We start from the raw sequence: 18,094 nt of genomic DNA, 5'->3' as shown, positions 1-18,094 counted from the left end.
TCAAGTCGAGAATGGAAAAGGGCTTGCGCTGCTCCGGCAGCGTCAGCTATGGCTACCTTGCGTCCAAAGAGAACAAGGGCGAATGGGTAATCGACGAGGAAGCCGCAGCCGTTGTGCGCCGTATCTTCCATAGCGTTGTTGCCGGGGAGAGTATCGCCAGTATAGCAAGGGCACTCCGCGCCGAGAAAATCCCTATCCCGTCCGAGCATTGGAAGCGGATAGGCGCACCCGTCCGGGCGGCGAAGTACACAGACCCCTACGCATGGTCAACGACAACTATCAGCTATATCCTCAAACGCCCGGAGTACACAGGGCGCAAGGTTTTAGGGAAAACCGTCTGCGAGAACTACAAGACCAAAAGTACCCGCAAGACCGCGCCGGAGGAACAGTATATTTTTGACGGGGAAATTCCCGCCATTGTGGACGAGGAAACATGGAACACCGTCCAGCGGCTTATGGGGACAAAACGCCGCGCTCCCAAGCGGCAGAACACCCCAAACCGCCTGACCGGGCTTCTCTACTGCGCCGACTGCGGCGCGAAGCTGACCCACCGCAGCAGCCTTGTGCAAGGCAAGTATCTGGACGACGCTTTTGTGTGTTCCAGCTACCGCCAGCTTACCCGCGACTGTACCATGCACTATATCCCCACCGCGAAAATGGAAGCCGCCATTCTTGCTGCAATCCAGCGCGTGAGCTGGTATGTGCGGCACAATGAAGCGGAGTTTATCGAGCGTGTGCGGGAAGCGTCCGACCAGCACCAAGAGAACGCCGTCAAGGAGTACCGGCAGAAAGTGAGCAAGGCACAGCGGCGGTGTAAGGAGCTGGACGGCCTTGTAAAGAAGCTATACGAGGGCAACGCCACAGGCAAGATACCCGATAAGCACTTTACCCGTCTGCTTGCCGAATACGACGAGGAACAGACAGGGCTGGAAGCCGCTATCGCACAATGGCAGGAAGCAATCGAGAGCTGGAACGCCGACAGGCTGAAAACAGATAAGTTTATCGAGCTTGTGAGCCGCTACACCGACTTTTCCGAGCTGACAACGCCCATGCTCAACGAGTTTATCGAGAAAGTCGTTGTCCATGAGGGCGAGGGGCGCGGGAACAGCCGCCGCCAGAGGATAGATATTTACCTCAACTTCATCGGCGCGTTTGAAGTCCCCGCCCATATCGTTACCCCAATGGAAGCCGAGGAACAACGCCGCCAGCAGGAGGAACAGGCGGCAAAGGAAGCCCATTCACAGGAGCTTGCCAAAGCGCGGGAGGAAAAGCGCAAGGCAGAGAAGCGGGAGTTTACCGCGAGGAAGAAAGCGGGCTTGCTGACCCCGGAGGAACAGGCGGCAGACGAAGCGCGGTTAGCCCATAACCGGGTATGGCAAAAGGAATGGCGGGAGAAACGGAAAGCCGCCGAGCCGCCCAAGCCCCCGAAGCCGAAATCCTTAAAGGAGCTTGCCGCGCTGCAAAAGGCCGGAGCCGACCTCACGCCGGAGGAAGCAGAGCGCCTTGCCGCCCACAGGGAGAAGAAAAACCGCCAGCACAAGGCATGGTATGAGCGACAGAAAGCGGCACAGCCGCCCAAGCCCCGGACGCTCAAAGAGCTTGCCGCCGCACTGGACGCAGGCCAGCCACTCACGCCGGAGGAAACGGAACGCCTTGAAGCCAGCCGGAACCGCAAGAAGAACGCCTACCAAGAACTGAAAACCCAAGCGGAAACCGACCCCGCAGCAGCAGCCGAGCTTGCGAGGCGGCGGGCATATCATAGTGAAGCTACCAAGAAATCCCGCCAGAAGATGTACGAGGAAGCCGCAGCCGGAAATCCCGAAGCCCAAGCCCGGTATGAAAACTTCCTTGCTGCAAGGCGGGAGAACTACCACAAAAAGAAGCAGGACGAGAAAGGAGAACAAATCGCATGAGAAGATTGATTGACAATGGGAACCGCCCTATTACCCCGAAGCCCCATATCGGCCACTATGGGCGGCTGCGGAAAGCCTATCTGGAACAATACCGCCACCGCCTTTATACCGCCCTTGTAGCCAGCGAGAAGCTATACCCCCACCTTGCGGAAACAGACCGGGCGGCGCGGGATATGCTGGACTACCTCATGCCCCGCCTTGCCAGAGAAGCGGGAGCCACCGAAGCCCTCAAAGCCGCCGACCCGATGAAATGGGTAGGTTTGATGAACAACTGCAAGGCGAGAGCCGAGGAAATCGTAATGCATGAGCTAATCTATGTTTAACGGTCAAGAGCCGGAAAAAACAGAAATCTTGCGATAACAGCCGCCCCGACGAACCATTCCCCGTCCGGGCGGTTTTTATCGTCAAAAACGCTGTTTTCTCCAAGTCAAGAGCCGGAGAAAACACCCGAAAAATGCCCCTATTGCGTAACAAGGGCGCAGAAAGGAGAGTTTATGAGAACAGGGCTTACCAAGCAGGAAAAGACCACCGATATTTGGTTTGACGAGAAAGACCCCCTTATCCATATCCGCACCCACAACACCGCCTTGAAAAAGCGTCTGCTTGCATACAGCCGCCGTTATCCGGCGATCTGCCAGCAGACCGACGCAGACCCGGAAACGGGCTGCATGGAGTTTGATATTGAGAAAGGCCGCTTCTCTTTCCGTCTGACCGCCCCATACAGTGAGGAACGGCGGGAAGCAGCGCGGCAGTTTGCCAAGGAAAACAATGCCGCCAGCAGACTGAAATGAGGTGGATTTGTTCATAATCCTGTGCTATACTTCTCTTGAAAAAAGAACAACAAATCGAAATTTTGAGGAGGTTTACTATGATATATAAGTTTACGGAAGTATTAAACGATCTTGTTAATTATTTTATTCTTGGTGACATTTTACTACTGGAAAGTTGGAAAAGAGCCAATAATCTTTCAGACGATTTGGCAACGGAATTTACCACAAATGAAAGTGGGGATAGGGCTTTTAGTGAAGGTATTGTTATCCCCATGAATGGCATTGAAAACTATCCTTATACCGTATTGTTTAATCTCTCTGGTGATAAACCGGAGTTGTGCAAAGGGGAAAGCCGATTGCAGTTTAGAAGGAGTGGTTATTCCCTCAAAGTGGATAATAATATGCTTATGCTTTTTACATGGCACATATTAAAACAGTTTACTCCCGAAAAAGTGAAAACTCTAATTTCTTATTACAGACAGAATAAAAAGCCAATTGTCGAACTTGCAAATGGCTGGTATCATATCGAGATTTTGGGTGGAGAAACCTTGCAGGACGGGGACTATGAGCCTACATTTGAATTTGTGATACAACCAATAGAAAATGAAGAAAAAGCCGCAAATGCTGATATGAATTTAAGCTTTGAAATTATAAGTTCTGCTTATTAAAACTAAATATATTATCCACAAGGGCAGCCGAGAAAATCGACTGCCCTTTTTCCATGCCTACGGGCAGAAAGGAGCGACCAGCCATGACGAAACCGAGAGAGAAAACCCGCGAAGAATTGACCGCCGAGATTGAGGAAGGCAAGAAGAAAATCCGGCAGTTTGAAAACCGGGAGAAAATGTTGCGGCAGAAGTTATCCGTTGAGGAACGCAAGGCGAGAAACCACAGGCTTTGCAAGCGCGGCGGCTTCATGGAGAGCCTTGTGCCGGAGCTGATTGCCATGCCGGACGAGGAAGCGAAAGCCTTTTTACGGCTTGCCTTGACGAGCGAGCCAGCACAGGAGTTTTTGAAAAGACGAGCCGGGGACGGGAACGCGGAATAATCCCTTTGGAACAAAGGGCGCACTTATACACCCTTGCGGGCGTGTGCGCTCTGCCGAGGGCTTATCTCCGCACAGGGAACTTTCCCCGCGCTCCGATATGGCGGCTTTGCCGCAACAAGGGGCTGCACCCCTTGCGCCGCTTACGCGGCTATCCCTGCACACCCACAAAAACAGTACACCCGCTTGCGCGTCTGTACTATTTTTGCGGGTTTTATTATCCTATCCGGGAGGTGATACCCATAGCCATTTACCACTGTAACATCGGCATTGTGAGCCGAGGAAAAGGCAAGTCAGCCGTTGCCGCAGCCGCCTATCGAAGCGGCGAGAAAATCACAAACGAGTGGGACGGAATGACCCATGACTACACCCGCAAGCGCGGCGTTGTCCATACGGAAATCCTACTGCCGCCCCATGCCCCGCCCTCTTTCTCTGACCGCGCTACCCTATGGAACAGTGTGGAGCTTTACGAGAAAGCCGGGAACGCCCAGCTTGCCAGAGAGATTGACGCAGCACTCCCCATAGAATTATCCAGAGAGGAACAGATCCGGCTTGTCCGTGAATACTGTTCCTCTCAATTTGTTTCCAGAGGAATGTGCGTTGATTTTGCCATTCACGACACCGACAGCGGCAACCCCCATTGTCATATCATGCTTACCATGCGCCCCCTTGACGAGCGCGGCGCATGGGCGGCGAAATCCCAAAAGGAATATGACCTTGACGAAAACGGCGAGCGCATACGCTTACCAAGCGGCAGATACAAAACACACAAAGTTGACCTCACAGGCTGGAACGACAAGGGCAACGCGCTTTTGTGGCGCAAGGCATGGGCGGATATTTCAAACGCCTACCTTGAACGCGCCGGAAGCCTGGAGCGTATCGACCACCGCAGCAACGCCGAGCGCGGCATTGACGAGCTGCCCACCGTCCACATGGGCGTGGCGGCCTGTCAAATGGAGAAGAAAGGCATAGCCACTGAGAAAGGCGAGCTGAACCGGAATATCCAAAAGGCAAACCGCCTTATCCGGGAAATCCGGGCGCAGATTGGAAAGCTCAAAGAATGGATTGGCGAACTGTTCAAAGCGCGGGAAACCGCCCCGGAGCAGACCCCGCAATCCCCCGGCCTTGCAAATCTGCTGATGAAATATTTAAGCGTTCAGAGAGAAAAGAGCCGGAAGTATTCGCAGAGTTGGCAAAGGCAGCACGCCGCCGATGAATTGAAAACCATAGCGGCGGCGGTCAACTATCTTTCCGAGCATGGTATCTCTAATCTTGACGAGCTGGACGCTTCTCTTTCCTCTGTCAGCGATAAAGCCTATTCAATCCGGGAGGGAATGAAAACCGCCGAGCAGCGCATGAAAGAGCTGCAAAAACTCATGGAGTACGGCAGAAATTATCAAACCTACAAGCCCATACAGGACGAGTATCGGCAAATCCGCTGGAAAGGAAAACAGGAGAAGTTTGCGGAAGCCCGCCGCGCCGAGCTTACCCTATGGGACGCGGCAAACCGCTATCTCCATGCCCATTTGCCGGAGGGCGTGAAAACCCTGCCGATCTCCGCGTGGGAGAAAGAATATACCGCCCTCAAAGCACAGCGGGAAGCGGAATATGAAACGCTGAAAGATACCCGCGCCGAAGTTGCCGAGCTTCAAAAAATCCGCAAATGCGTGGATATTGCACTCCGCGCCGACCAACCGGCACAGACGCAGAGCCGCACCAAGCGGCAGGAACAGGAGCGATAAAGGAAAGGACGGGCAAGCTGTTCGGCTTGTCCGCCCTCTGTACTATTGGATGGATAAAAGGCGACTCATTTCTTTTTGAATTTTGTTACAATCTTATTTACCCATATATCTACAATTATATCACCTATGGTTGCAAGGAAATCAACTATTAAATCAATCATAAGATCACCTCTTAAATCCAACTTGCTAACCCCATTATATTTGAAATCTGTGAACAATTCAACCACAGAAAGAGAGGTATCAACCATGTATTACACCCAAGAACAGATAGACCGGGCGAACCAAGCCGACCTTGTTTCTTTCCTACAATCACAGGGCGAGCAGCTTACCCGCGCCGGAAATGAATACCGCTGGAAACGGCACGACAGCTTGACCGTCCGGGGAAACAAATGGTACAGGCACAGCCAGAGCAAGGGCGGCGGCCCCGTCGATTTTGTCATGGAGTTTTTCGGCAAGAGCTTCACCGAAGCCGTGGAACTTCTCACAGGAGAAAAGGGAGCCGTACCGCCGCCGGACAGACCTTGCCCCGCGTCCCTATCCGACTTCCGGCTACCGCCCCCAAACACCGACAATCGAACAGCGAGGAACTACCTCACAGCCGCCCGCCGCATTGATGAAGATGTGACGGGCATTTTCTTTGCCCGCGGCGATATTTACGAGGACGCAGCCCACCACAACGCCGTATTTGTGGGGCGGGACGAGGACGGAATACCGCGTTACGCCCACAGCAAGGGGACGGCGGGAAACTTCCGGCTTGATGTGAAAGGCAGCGACAAAGCCTTTAATTTCTGCTACCGGGGCGAGGGCGACAGGCTTTTTGTCTTTGAAGCCCCCGTTGACCTGCTCTCTTTCCTCTGCCTGTTCAAAAAGGCATGGCAGAAGCAGAGCTATTTGTCATTGGGCGGCGTGGGAGAAAAAGCCCTGTTGCGTTTCCTCTCTGACCGCCCAAACATCAAGACCGTTTACCTCTGCCTTGACAGCGACCAAGTGGGAAACGACGCTTGCAGCCGCCTTGCGGAGCTTGTACCGGAGGGCTTGACCGTCCACCGCCTTGTGCCGCTGTTTAAGGACTGGAACGAGGTATTGCAGCACCGGGCAGAAATCACAGACGGGAAGTATATCCGGGAAGCTGTTTACGGCTTGAAAGAGCCGCCGCAAGAAGAAACCGTCGAGATTATCCGCATGAGCGAGGTTGACACACAAGCTGTTGAATGGCTATGGGAGCCGTATATCCCCTTTGGGAAAGTAACCATTGTGCAGGGCAATCCCGGCGAGGGCAAGACCACCTTTGCCCTACGCCTTGCCGCCGCCTGCACCACCGGGGGAACGCTGCCGGGCATGAAGCCCCTGCCGCCGTTTCAAGTGATTTACCAGACCGCCGAGGACGGGCTGGGTGATACCGTCAAGCCCCGCTTGATAGAAGCCGAAGCAGACCTTGCCCGCGTTCTTGTCATTGACGAAGCCAAGCAGGAGCTTACCCTTTCCGACGAGCGCATAGAAAAGGCAATCACACAGAACGGGGCGCGGCTGATAATCCTTGACCCCATACAGGCGTACATGGGCGAGAAAACCGACATGAACCGGGCAAACGAAGTGCGCCCCATGTTTCGCCGCCTTGCCGATGTTGCCGAGCGCACCGGCTGCGCTGTTATCCTTATCGGACACCTCAACAAAGCCGCCGGAGGACAGAGCGCCTACCGGGGCTTAGGTTCTATCGACTTTCGAGCCGCCGCCCGTAGCGTCCTGCTGATCGGGCGCGTGAAGCGGGAGCCGAATGTGCGGGTAATCGTCCATGACAAATCTTCCCTTGCGCCGGAGGGCAAGCCCATAGCCTTTTGCCTTGACCCGGAAACAGGCTTTTCATGGATAGGCGAATATGACATTACCGCCGACGAGCTGCTATCCGGCGCGGGCGGGAACACCGCCACCAAGACCGAACAGGCGGAACGGCTGATACTTGACCTGCTTGCAGACGGGAAAGAGCTTGCCAGCGAGGACATTGTAAAAGCCGCAGCCGAAGCCGGAATATCCGAGAGAACAGTTAAAAATGCCCGCCGCAATCTTGATACCCGGATAGAAGTCATACGCCGGGGAAATCAATGGTACTACCGCAGGAACGAAGCCAAGAGTGCAAAGTAAGAATGCAATCCGTAGATACCTTTGCATTGTTGCACCCTTGCACCCTTACCCGATATGACCGCCTCATGTGCCGACCACATGGGGCTTTATCTTTGAAAGGAGAGCCTATGAACAATGAAACCAGCAAGACCAGCACCCCTGCAACCGCTTCCCCTCTGACCGCCAAACCCGACCTTGTGAAGAACATCGGCGGCACGACCTTTGACATTCATATCCATTTCAGCGAAACCAGCCGGGAAACCTTTACGGACAAGGTTGTGCGCCTTATCAAGAACGACAGCGGCGATGAAACCGCTTAAAAGCAAGATACTTTTTTCTTGTTCCTTATTGACAAAACCCGAAAGGTACGGTTTTGATTGAGTGCGGGAAGCTGCTGCAACGGGCAGGCTACCGCATTAAGGTATTGAATACGATTAACTTCAAAAAATCCATGCACTACAACCCCTTTGTGTATATCCGCAGCGAGAAAGATATTTTGAAGCTGGTAAATACGTTGATAGCGAATACCAAAGGTGAGGGCGAAAAAAGCGCAGAGGATTTTTGGGTAAAGGCAGAACGGCTTTTGTATTGCGCGTTGGTGGGCTACATCTGGTACGAAGCCCCCGCAGCGGAAAAGAACTTTATTACCCTGTTGGAACTTATCAACGCCAGCGAAGCCCGCGAGGACGACGAGGAATATCAAAGCCCCGTCGATCTGCTGTTTGCCGACTTGGAGGAACGCGACCCCGACCATTTCGCGGTGAAGCAGTACCGAAAGTACAAATTAGCGGCGGGCAAGACAGCAAAATCAATCCTTATTTCTTGCGGTGCGCGGCTTGCCCCTTTCGATATAAAGGAACTCCGCGATCTCATGTCCTACGACGAATTAGAACTTGATACGTTAGGCGACAGAAAGACCGCGCTTTTTCTCATAATGAGCGATACGGACAGCACGTTTAATTTTGTTATCGCTATGCTGCAATCGCAGCTTTTCAATTTGCTTTGCGACAAGGCCGACGATGAATACGGCGGCAAACTGCCCGTCCATGTGCGGTGCTTGTTAGACGAGTTTGCAAACATCGGGCAAATCCCGCAGTTTGAAAAATTGATTGCCACAATCCGCAGCCGGGAAATATCGGCTTCTATCATTCTGCAATCGCAGAGCCAGCTAAAAGCCATTTACAAGGACGCGGCAGAAATCATACTTGACAATGCCGACAGCACCTTGTTTTTGGGAGGGCGCGGGAAAAATGCAAAGGATATTTCGGAAAACTTGGGACGGGAAACAATCGACAGTTTCAACACTTCCGAAAATCGCGGCACGCAGGTTTCTCATGGCCTCAATTATCAAAAATTGGGAAAGGATATGACATACTTGTTTGTGAAGAGTTCAGTTGCCTTGAATTTCACACGGACAGGGACACGATCAACTGGATTCTGAAAATTGAATACAGGAGGTCGTCACATGGAAAAACTACCCAAAAGAATCACGGAGAACGGCATAGATTATGTTCTCGCCGGTGACTACTATATCCCCGCTTTACGGCTGACGGAGGAATCCCGCCCTATCGGGCGCTGGGGACGGCTGCACAAAGCCTATCTGGAAGAAGCCCGCCCCGCCCTCTATTTAAGCCTTTTGCTTTCGGGAAATCTTTGGACGTATCTTGCTGACCTGAACGAACAGGCGCAGGAACGCTTGGAGCTAATTATCATACAGATGAAAGCTGCGGAGGGCGTGACGGAAGCATTAAAAGCCAGTGACCAGCTTGCATGGGTGCAGCACATGAACAGCATACGGAACCGGGCGGAGGAAATTATCTTATCGGAACTTGTGTACGGAAAGGAGCCGCTATGAAATACCGCATTGAGCGCATGGAAGGTCAGCATTGCCACTTTGTAAACGGCAGGACGGAGCTTCTCGCCTACTTGGAGCAGGCGCCGGCGGGGACGGTTACGGACATCCGCAAGGTTTACCAAAACGGCGTCACCGATTCCGTGATGGAAATATATCTGCCATATATCAGGGGCAGGAAATCCTTTTAACCATAAAATAAAAAATCTTCACATTGAAAGCCATTCACCGGTCAATCCGGCGGGTGGCTTTTTTATCGCCGCTTCCTGCCGCCGTTCCATGTGGGCGGGATAGGGCTGCCCTTCCCCCGCATACTCTGGAACTTCCTTGCGTGTTTGGATTTCCCCAGAATCCCTAAAAAAGAGGTAAATTCCTCAGAGGTTATCTTATCATAAGGGATTTCCATCTGGTCGCAGAATACCTGAATAAAGGCTTCTTCTCCGCTGGTTCCTGTCTGGATAAGCTGTGCAAACTTCCTCTGTATCTCCGCTACCGTGGGCTGCCGTTCATCGGCGGTTGTGGTGTCGCTTGTGTGCGCCGTCTGGATGTCCTTTACAATCCGGTCAAGGTCTTTGTGGACGATGTGGTTGAAATAATCGTCACTGTCCACCTGTGCCACTTCAAGGGTACGCATATAAAGGTCATCCTCCCCCGGCGCATAGGTTTCCATGACCGTCTGGCGGGCTGCTTCTAAGTCCATGTTGAGCTGGTTGACACGCATACCGGCGATGCGGTCAACGATGATAGTAATGTCTGTCAGGAGCCGTGGAAAATCCTCATGGGTGGCAATCTCGCAGAGCAGCCGGTTGTTGATTCTTCCGCTTTTTAAAAGCTCTATCATGCTGTCGTTTAAGTGCAGCGACTGGACTTCTATGTTCGGGATCTCCTTGTTTTCCGTCAGCCCCATCAGGTAATCGGCAGACACGCCGTAAAAATCAGCCAGCGTTGCAATGGCAAACGGGCTGATGTCCTTATAACCGTCTCCCTCGTATTTTGCAAGGGCAGACCGGGACAGTCCGGTTTCATTTGCAAGCTGCTCTAAGGTCAGGTGCTTGTCTACCACCCTTAAATCCTTTAGCCGTTCCGGTATGGATAGCTTCACATACATAAAAATCAATCCCCTTTCTTCTTTAAAATCCGCTGATACAAGGATTATACCACGATTTCCATAAGCGTGGAAATATCCGGTTTCTGCGGATTTTTCCATCGTCTTGGACATACGGGGAAAGCCGCTTTTTTTCGATAAGATGGAGAGGTCAGAAGGAACATTGAAAACAGAATGACCGGCTGCAAGCGGATATGGCTCTGGGGGAAGTGCCGCCATGACAGGAGCGCACCAACAGGGACGATACGCCGGGAGAGAACCTCCGGGCAGGAACGGCTTGCAGGAAAACGGCAAATGAAACTGGTTGACACAAAAGGGAATCCGGGAGACGGATGCCCTTTCACACCGGGGCAAAAGCCCCAGAAAGAATGAGGTGCAGAATGAAATTAAATATCAAAGAAAAGAAGGCGTTGTATGTGTTTGGCTGCCCCAGCCATAAAAACACGGTGACACGGTTTAAGCTGCTGGTTTCACTGACGGTTGACCCGGAAGCGAAGCACTGGCTTTTGGGGCTTACACGCAAAATTGAGCAGGAAGCCGGTGAAGAATGGTTCCCCGATTTTTACCGCCACCTCCGCATGGAAATGGACGGTTACTTCCGCTGCAAACGCTGCCTGCGGGTCGTGGAAGCCAGCACTGATTATGAGGAGGGAATGTATGAGGAAGCCGTCTAAGTATGAGAAGGAAACGATTGTGAATTTCAACGAAGCCGAACAGGAAGCCACCATTTATACATTCAATGCGGATTTAAAGCGGCGGCTGGCGGAGTTCTCCCAAAAATATCCGCTCCTGTGCCGCATGGAAAGAGCCACGCCGGAAGGAAGCGTGACCTATGTTCTGGATAAATCCCGTCTGTCCATCCGGCTGGTGCCGCCATACAGTGAAGAACGGCGGGCGGCGGCAAGGGCTTATGCAAAGGAACATGGCTTCCAGCCCGTAACAGTAGGAAAGAAAACAGCATGATTTGGGAGCGTTTTCGGTCAAAACAGCGGGTGTGGAACCGGCGTTTTTCCTGCGGGATGATTAGCCGGTATCAGACATCAGGAAAGCCCCGGACGGCGAAAATGCCCGTTCCGGGGGCATTTTCCGGGCTGTCATGCGGCGGCGGGTTAAGGGCGGCAAGCCCTTATCGGGTCAAGGGCGAAGCGCCTTGGCAGGTTGAGGGCGGCAGCCCCATCGGGTCAAGGGCGAAGCGCCTTGGCGGGTTGAGGGCGGCAAGCCCCATCGGGTCAAGGGTGAAACGCCTTGCCCAGCTAGAGTTGATGCTTGCGTCAACTCGTACTGGGTATTACCTGACGCAAAATCACTCAGGTTCGGCAGCTTCGCAGCCCTCCCCCTCACGGGGGAAATCTTCAAACAGGAAGGAGGATGCAAACTTGAAACTGACACGGCACAATGGGCGTTCCGGCAAGAACGGCACTTATAATCCCCGCCACAATGACCGGCGCTTCGATGTGGGAAACAGCGAGCATATTGATTCGGAACGGGCAAAGAAAAATATCTATTGGGACTGTTACCGGGGCTACACGACAGCCGGGAGCCGGGAGGATTCCTCCCAGCCGGATTGCAGCTTTGAACAGGTTGAGCGGATGTATTACACGGAGCATTATTCCGATTTTGTGGATGCCCAGAACGCAAGGAATGAAAAGACCCGGCACACGGAGCGCAACCGCACTGTGGGCGATTTGTTAAAGAACAGCAAGACCTGCCCGGAGGAAACCATCTACCAGATTGGGACGGTGGAGGAATCCGTCCCGCCAGAGGTGTTATTTCAGATTGTAAATGAATTTTACGGGGAGTTTGAGCGGCGTTTCGGCGCTCATGTCCATCTCCTCAACTGGGCGCTTCATCTGGATGAGGGTACGCCCCATATCCACGAACGCCATGTATTCGACTGCCAGAACCGGTACGGCGAATTATGTCCCCAGCAGGAAAAGGCGCTGGAGGAACTGGGGATTCCCCTGCCTGACCCGGATAAGCCAAAAGGCAAGCATAACAACCGCAAGCAGACCTTTGATTCCGTCTGCCGCACCATGCTCTTTGACATCAGCAGGCGGCATGGCGTCCATCTGGAGCAGGAGCCGTCCTATGGGGGACGGGAGTATCTGGAAAAGCAGGACTATATCCTGATGAAGCAGAAGGAAAAGCTGGCGGCGCAGGAGCAGAAGCTGGAAGAACTGACATTGAAAATTGAGGATGTGGAGACGCTTCTGGACGATGTTTCCGATGCCGCCTATGACAAGGCGGTGGAGGTCGTGGCGGATGCCGTCCGGCTGGAAACCCATAAGGAGGACATCCGGCTGGTGGAGGAATCGAAAAAGTGGGTTCTTTCCCCGGAACGGAAAGCCCCGCAAAAAGAGCGGGAATACGCCGCTGCCCGTCTGGATGGGGTGATTGGGAAAATAAAAAATACGATGCAGACCGCCTTTGCCAAAATCCAAAAAGCGCTTATGCAGCCGGAAACCAAACGGGCAGGCAAGGAAAGAATCAAGGAAAAAGCAAGGGAATCCATCCGGGAGCAGCTAAAAAAAGCGCAGGAGGAAATGGAAAGACGGGAAGATATGCGCCGCAGACCGGAACGGAAAAAGCCGGATATGGAACGGTAGGAGATTTTCCCCTTATGGAGATTGGAAGGAGGATTGCGTTTGGATGTATTTGAAGCGGTAAAGCAGGCTGTCACCACAAGGCAGGCTGCGGAGCATTATGGAATCCATGTAGGAAGGAACGGCATGGCGTGCTGCCCCTTCCACAAAGATAAAACGCCCAGCCTGAAAGCGGACAGACGCTTCCACTGCTTCGGCTGTCAGGCAGACGGCGATGTGATTGATTTTGCGGCAAGGCTCTTTGACCTGTCCGGCGTGGAAGCGGCAAAACGGCTGGCTGCGGATTTTGGAATCCCCTATGACAACCGGGGCAGACCTTCGCCAAAGCCTGTAAAACGGAGCATACCGGCGGAGCTTCGCTTCTTGCAGGCGGAGCAGAAATGCTTCCGGGTGCTTAGCGATTATTACCATCTGCTGGGGAGATGGAGAACGGAACACGCCCCCAAATCGCCGGGGGACGCATGGCACCCGCTGTTTGTAGAAGCCTTGCAGAAACAGGAGTATATAGGGTATCTGCTGGACACGCTGCTTACCGGCGGGGCGGAGGAAAAAGCCGATATTATCATCGGGCATGGGAAGGAGGTGGAACTGATTGGAAAAAGAATATCAGAGCTTACCGGCAGCCACAAGGAATGCACTGCAAGCCGCAGCCGACAGCCTTGTCGGTGACAAAACGGTATCCGAAGTCCGGGATATGCTGGAAGTGACCCAGAAGGGGCAGACTGCAAACACGCCGGGGAACTACCGGACAGTGTTCCTCCATGACCCGCTCTTAAAAGGGGCGTTCAGCAACAACTTACTGACCGATCAGGTGGATATTGTGAAGCCCCTCGGCTGGTATCGGGACGGGAACCGGCTGACGGATGTGGACATCCAGTATCTGGTTTTGTATCTGGAAGAACACTATGGACTGACATCGGAAAAGCGGATTGAAGGGGCAATCAAGGTCGCCGCCAATGAATACCGCTACCATCCCATCCGGGATTATTTAAACAGCCTTTCATGGGACGGGACAGAGCGGGTGCGCTTCGCTTTACACCGGTTCCTCGGCGCAGAGATAAGCGATTATAACTATGAGGTTCTCCTGCTGTTCATGCTGGGAGCTATCACACGGGTATTCAAGCCCGGCACAAAGTTTGAGGTCATGCTCTGTCTGGTGGGCGGTCAGGGAGCCGGAAAATCCACCTTTTTCCGGTTCCTTGCCGTCCGGGACGAGTGGTTCTCCGATGATTTACGCAGGCTCGATGATGATAATATCTACCGCAAGCTGCAAGGACACTGGATTATTGAAATGTCAGAAATGATTGCTACCGCAAACGCAAAGAGCATTGAGGACATCAAGGCTTTTTTAAGCCGCCAGAAGGAAACCTATAAGGCTCCTTATGAAGTCCATCCGAAAGACCATAAGCGCCAGTGCGTCTTTGCCGGTACTTCCAACACGCCGGATTTCCTGCCCCTTGACCGTACCGGCAACCGCCGGTTTCTGCCTGTTCTGGTGCAGGCGGAAACAGCAGAGGTTCACATTTTGGAGGATGAACCGGCTTCGAGGGCTTATGTCAGCCAGATGTGGGCGGAGGTCATGGAGGTGTACCGGCGGGGAGAAGGGAAGCTGAAACTAAGCGCAGGCATGGAACGGTATCTGAAAGAACATCAGAAATTATTCATGCCGGAGGACACGTTTGCCGCCCGGATTTTAAACTTCCTTGACGGATATGGAGGAAAGATGGTCTGCTCCCTGCAAATCTACTATGAAGGGCTGGGGCATCCGTCCTATGAGGAACCGAAACAGTATGAAATCCGGGACATCAATTCCGTGATGAAGAATTATGCGGCAGGCTGGAAAGCTTTTGAAAATCCCAGACATTTTCCTGCCCCTTACCACCGGCAGAAAGGATGGGAACGGGCAGCGCCTGACAACGGAGGTCAGGAAAAATCCGGTTTCCAGTTTTTACCGGAACAGGAAGCCGTCCAGCTTGGGCTGCCGGAGGAATGGCTGCAAGGGGAAAAGGCGTAGCCGGTTGTCAGCCGGTTGCCGCCCCCGTTGTCAGCCCCGTTGTCAGGGGGAGAGCCTGCAAACGGCTTATTTTAAGGATTTTTCCCTGCTGACAACGAAAGCAACGAAAAAATCAGAAAAAAAGAAATCAGGAAAGGAAACGGTATGCCGGGGATTGTGTACGGGGTTTTTAAACGCCCGTTGTCAGACTTCGTTGTCAGGCTCCCACCCAACCGGCAGACCGCACGCAGCACCCGGACGGCAACGCTCCGGGTTATTTTATGGAGGTAAATGCCTATGGCAGAAACAAAGCAGAGCAGCTATCCGGCAAAGGCGCCGGAACCGGAACGGAAGCGCAGGGGCGTCCGGTTCATCGTCTCCCGTGAGTTTGCAGGCAGCCAAACCATGCAGCAAGCCTTTGAGCAGCTTATTGAGCGGCAGACCTGTGAACGGTTTGAGGAATGGATGGGGCAAAAAGCCAGTTAAAAGGCTAAAATCCGGCGAAAAACAGTTGAAAGGACGGCGGGGGCATGGTACTATAATAGTATCGTGTCCCTGTTCGTAGAAGGAGAACACTATGAACAGGAATAAAAAAATAGTCAAAAAAGTAACCGCCCTCTATTGCAGGATTTCCCTTGACGATGGCAACGCAAACGAGAGCATGAGCATTTCCAACCAAAAGCTCCTGCTCAAAGATTATGCTGAAAAGAACGGTCTGCTCCCCTATGAATACTATGTGGACGATGGCTACACGGGGCGTAATTTCAACCGCCCTTCGTTTAAACGCATGATTGCCGACATCGAAGCCGGGAAGGTTGGCTGCGTCATTACCAAAGACCTTTCAAGGCTTGGCAGAAACTATATTGAAGCGGGCGGCTATATCGAAGTCTTTTTCCCAAAACACAATGTAAGATATATTGCCGTCACGGACGGCGTGGACAGCCTGACCCGTCAGGAAATGGACATCACGCCCTTTAAAAATATCCTGAATGATATGTATAGCCGGGATATTTCCAAAAAGGTGCTGGCTGGACGCATGACCCGCTCCCGTCAGGGAAAGTTTTGCGGAGGTCAGCCGCCCCTCGGTCTGATGCGTGATCCGGCTGACCGGGGGCATCTGGTGCTTGACCCTCAGACCGCCCCCACAATCCGAAAGATATATGACCTTGCTTTAAACGGCTGGGGCTGTATGCGGATTGCAAAGCAGCTCATGGAGGAAAAAATCCCTATCACACGGGTAAAAAGCAATACGGCTTGTGATGTCAATTATTATTCGTGGGGGAGCGCAAGAATCAGCCATATCCTGCGGAATCCTTTTTATAAGGGCGCACATCTGGTTTGCCGGACACACCAAAAAGGAATCCGCTCCGGCACTGTGGACACCATCCCCCGCAAGGATTGGGAGGTCATAGAGGACTGCCATGAAGCCATTGTAAGCCCGGAAGATTGGGAGAAGGTACAGGAACTGATTGACCGCCGCCCTCCTATCATGCAGGGGAACGCCTGCCCCTTTTACAACCTGTTCCACGGTATGGTTTACTGCGCTACCTGCGGCAAATCCATGCAGGCACGCTATGAAAAGGTCGGAAGGACAGGGAAGAACCGGTTTACCGGTAAGGAACGGGAACCGATTGACAAGGCGTATTATATCTGCCAGACCTATAACCGGCTGGGGAAGGATGCCTGCACCAGCCACAAGATAGAAGCAAGGGACTTGTATAACCTTGTGTTGAAGGATATTCAGGAATTGGCGGAAATGGCGCTGAAGGATGCAGACGCTTTCTACCGGCGGCTGTGCAGCCGCATGGAACGGAGGTATTTGTCGGACGCTTCCGAAATGGAGAAGGAACGGGAACGGCTGGAAAAGCGGAATCAGGAGATTGACGAAATGTTTTTAAATCTCTACACCGACAAGGCAAAAGGAATCCTGTCAGAACAGCGTTTTTTAAAGCTGACGGCGGCGATGGAAAAGGAGCAGGAGGAAAACCAGAGCCGCATAAAGGATTTATCCCTTCTCCTGCACCGTTCCAACGAACAGGAAAACGATGTACGAAGCTTTATCCGGGAAATCCGCCGGTACGCAGCGATTCAGGAACTGGATGAAACTGTCCTGAACCGCCTTATCAGCCGGATTCTGGTAGGCGAGATAAACAAGGTTGATGGCGAAAAGGTTCAGGAAGTCAAAATCATCTATAACTTTGTCGGGGAAATACCGGCGGCGCAATAATGACAGCAGCCCTTCTTCCATTCCGGGAGAAGGGTCTTTTTTTCGGGCATGGAAAAAGCCGGGGCTTTTATTCTCCGGCTTCCGGGATAAATTCCAGATGTTCCAACGCATAGCGCAGAGCCATGCACATAAGTTCATTGCGGGAGCGGTCGCTTTTAGCTGACAGTTTATCAAATTCCTCCTGCAATTCCCTGTCTATCCGAAGCGTCATCACTACGGATTTATCTTCCTTTCTGTCCGGCTTCTTCTGCCTTACCACAAACTTATCCGCCATGTTACACCTCCGTATTACAAATATGCAATCATTATAGACGATTTTTCTTGACTTTTATATATCACATGATAGAATACAAATATGTAATACAAAACTATAATACAAAACAAGGAGGATGGACAAATGAAAAGTGTACTGGAACAGCTTTATGACGGGGAAATCTACCCAGCCGAACAGGTCAATGTCAGGACGGAAGGATACCAGAAAATGCGCCGGGAGCATTACAGCCACTATGAGGATTTCATCGAACAGCTAAAAGCATTTAACCCGCCGCTTAGCGAACGCTTTATAGAGATTATGGACGAGCAGCTTGACGCACTCCCGCTTGAGACAGCAGAAACCTTTATTTTCGGTTTCCGGCTTGGGGCAAAGATTATATTGGAAGTGCTTGAGGACAGGTAAAAGAAATGAGGAAGGCAGCCGTGGGCGGGAAGCGGCTGCCTTTCCTGTCT

20 protein-coding genes and 1 pseudogene are annotated in these 18,094 nt (G+C 52.6%); 19 read left to right on the top strand and 2 right to left on the bottom strand.

The window, feature by feature from the left end:
- Window positions 1–11: 11 nt before the first annotated feature.
- From DWZ56_RS07660 to DWZ56_RS07605, 11 genes and pseudogenes are all read left to right on the top strand, one after another.
- Window positions 12–1,913 (top strand): recombinase family protein, encoded by a 1,902-nt coding sequence (locus DWZ56_RS07660; protein WP_442911440.1) that lies wholly within the window; start codon window positions 12–14, stop codon window positions 1,911–1,913.
- Window positions 1,910–2,236, top strand: a complete 327-nt coding sequence (locus DWZ56_RS07655; RefSeq protein ID WP_087385888.1) for a TnpV protein — start codon at window positions 1,910–1,912, stop codon at window positions 2,234–2,236. The genes DWZ56_RS07660 and DWZ56_RS07655 overlap by 4 nt, the downstream gene beginning before the upstream one ends.
- A 171-nt stretch (window positions 2,237–2,407) precedes the next feature.
- Window positions 2,408–2,704 carry a hypothetical protein gene (locus DWZ56_RS07650; protein WP_118077997.1) on the top strand — a complete coding sequence of 99 codons (297 nt, stop codon included), beginning with the start codon at window positions 2,408–2,410 and terminating at the stop codon, window positions 2,702–2,704.
- Window positions 2,705–2,781: 77 nt separating this feature from the next.
- On the top strand, window positions 2,782–3,351 hold the full coding sequence (locus DWZ56_RS07645; protein WP_118077999.1) for a hypothetical protein: 570 nt from the start codon (window positions 2,782–2,784) through the stop codon (window positions 3,349–3,351).
- Between the two features lie 83 nt (window positions 3,352–3,434).
- Window positions 3,435–3,731 carry a DUF3847 domain-containing protein gene (locus DWZ56_RS07640; protein ID WP_118555764.1) on the top strand — a complete coding sequence of 99 codons (297 nt, stop codon included), beginning with the start codon at window positions 3,435–3,437 and terminating at the stop codon, window positions 3,729–3,731.
- A 131-nt stretch (window positions 3,732–3,862) separates the two neighbouring features.
- The gene (gene mobQ / locus DWZ56_RS07635; protein WP_270192025.1) at window positions 3,863–5,470 is read left to right on the top strand and encodes a MobQ family relaxase; all 1,608 of its coding nucleotides are present in this window, start codon (window positions 3,863–3,865) and stop codon (window positions 5,468–5,470) included.
- Between the two features lie 246 nt (window positions 5,471–5,716).
- Window positions 5,717–7,609 carry an AAA family ATPase gene (locus tag DWZ56_RS07625; protein ID WP_243095120.1) on the top strand — a complete coding sequence of 631 codons (1,893 nt, stop codon included), beginning with the start codon at window positions 5,717–5,719 and terminating at the stop codon, window positions 7,607–7,609.
- 107 nt (window positions 7,610–7,716) lie between these two features.
- Window positions 7,717–7,908, top strand: a complete 192-nt coding sequence (locus DWZ56_RS07620; RefSeq protein WP_118555763.1) for a transposon-encoded TnpW family protein — start codon at window positions 7,717–7,719, stop codon at window positions 7,906–7,908.
- A 35-nt stretch (window positions 7,909–7,943) separates the two neighbouring features.
- Window positions 7,944–8,957: pseudogene (locus DWZ56_RS07615) on the top strand (VirD4-like conjugal transfer protein, CD1115 family); the annotation flags it as partial.
- A 96-nt stretch (window positions 8,958–9,053) separates the two neighbouring features.
- Entirely contained in the window at window positions 9,054–9,443 is a 390-nt protein-coding gene (locus tag DWZ56_RS07610) for a TnpV protein (protein WP_117553129.1), read from the top strand.
- Window positions 9,440–9,631 carry a hypothetical protein gene (locus tag DWZ56_RS07605; protein ID WP_117553128.1) on the top strand — a complete coding sequence of 64 codons (192 nt, stop codon included), beginning with the start codon at window positions 9,440–9,442 and terminating at the stop codon, window positions 9,629–9,631. The genes DWZ56_RS07610 and DWZ56_RS07605 overlap by 4 nt, the downstream gene beginning before the upstream one ends.
- Before the next feature lie 62 nt (window positions 9,632–9,693).
- Here the strand turns inward: DWZ56_RS07605 and DWZ56_RS07600 are convergent, their stop codons facing one another.
- On the bottom strand, window positions 9,694–10,548 hold the full coding sequence (locus DWZ56_RS07600; RefSeq protein WP_117553133.1) for a helix-turn-helix domain-containing protein: 855 nt from the start codon (window positions 10,546–10,548) through the stop codon (window positions 9,694–9,696).
- Between the two features lie 377 nt (window positions 10,549–10,925).
- Here DWZ56_RS07600 and DWZ56_RS07590 point away from each other — a divergent pair, with 377 nt between their 5' ends.
- The 7 genes from DWZ56_RS07590 (at window position 10,926) to DWZ56_RS07560 (ending at window position 17,368) form a co-directional block, all read left to right on the top strand.
- Window positions 10,926–11,219, top strand: a complete 294-nt coding sequence (locus DWZ56_RS07590) for a hypothetical protein (RefSeq protein WP_117553127.1) — start codon at window positions 10,926–10,928, stop codon at window positions 11,217–11,219.
- Window positions 11,203–11,508, top strand: a complete 306-nt coding sequence (locus DWZ56_RS07585) for a molecular chaperone (protein WP_117553126.1) — start codon at window positions 11,203–11,205, stop codon at window positions 11,506–11,508. Before DWZ56_RS07590 ends, DWZ56_RS07585 begins: the two co-directional genes overlap by 17 nt.
- Before the next feature lie 413 nt (window positions 11,509–11,921).
- Window positions 11,922–13,151, top strand: a complete 1,230-nt coding sequence (locus DWZ56_RS07580) for a serine/arginine repetitive matrix protein 2 (RefSeq protein ID WP_117553125.1) — start codon at window positions 11,922–11,924, stop codon at window positions 13,149–13,151.
- Between the two features lie 39 nt (window positions 13,152–13,190).
- Window positions 13,191–13,817, top strand: a complete 627-nt coding sequence (locus tag DWZ56_RS07575; RefSeq protein ID WP_199679559.1) for a CHC2 zinc finger domain-containing protein — start codon at window positions 13,191–13,193, stop codon at window positions 13,815–13,817.
- Between the two features lie 25 nt (window positions 13,818–13,842).
- Complete coding sequence (locus DWZ56_RS07570; protein WP_165870734.1) at window positions 13,843–15,162, top strand: virulence-associated E family protein; 1,320 nt, start codon at window positions 13,843–13,845, stop codon at window positions 15,160–15,162.
- A 270-nt stretch (window positions 15,163–15,432) separates the two neighbouring features.
- Window positions 15,433–15,627, top strand: a complete 195-nt coding sequence (locus tag DWZ56_RS07565) for a hypothetical protein (RefSeq protein ID WP_173827424.1) — start codon at window positions 15,433–15,435, stop codon at window positions 15,625–15,627.
- A 91-nt stretch (window positions 15,628–15,718) separates the two neighbouring features.
- Window positions 15,719–17,368 (top strand): recombinase family protein, encoded by a 1,650-nt coding sequence (locus tag DWZ56_RS07560; RefSeq protein ID WP_117553123.1) that lies wholly within the window; start codon window positions 15,719–15,721, stop codon window positions 17,366–17,368.
- A gap of 67 nt (window positions 17,369–17,435) precedes the next feature.
- Here DWZ56_RS07560 and DWZ56_RS07555 read toward each other — a convergent pair whose 3' ends face one another.
- On the bottom strand, window positions 17,436–17,642 hold the full coding sequence (locus DWZ56_RS07555; protein ID WP_117553122.1) for a ribbon-helix-helix protein, CopG family: 207 nt from the start codon (window positions 17,640–17,642) through the stop codon (window positions 17,436–17,438).
- A gap of 123 nt (window positions 17,643–17,765) precedes the next feature.
- Here DWZ56_RS07555 and DWZ56_RS07550 point away from each other — a divergent pair, with 123 nt between their 5' ends.
- The gene (locus DWZ56_RS07550) at window positions 17,766–18,044 is read left to right on the top strand and encodes a DUF6809 family protein (RefSeq protein ID WP_117553121.1); all 279 of its coding nucleotides are present in this window, start codon (window positions 17,766–17,768) and stop codon (window positions 18,042–18,044) included.
- Window positions 18,045–18,094 lie beyond the last annotated feature (50 nt).

The sequence above is a fragment of the Lachnotalea sp. AF33-28 genome (genome assembly GCF_003477885.1).
Lineage (GTDB): Bacteria > Bacillota > Clostridia > Lachnospirales > Lachnospiraceae > AF33-28.
Note: the sequence above shows the minus strand (reverse complement) of the source record. Positions and strands in the feature narration are given on the sequence as shown.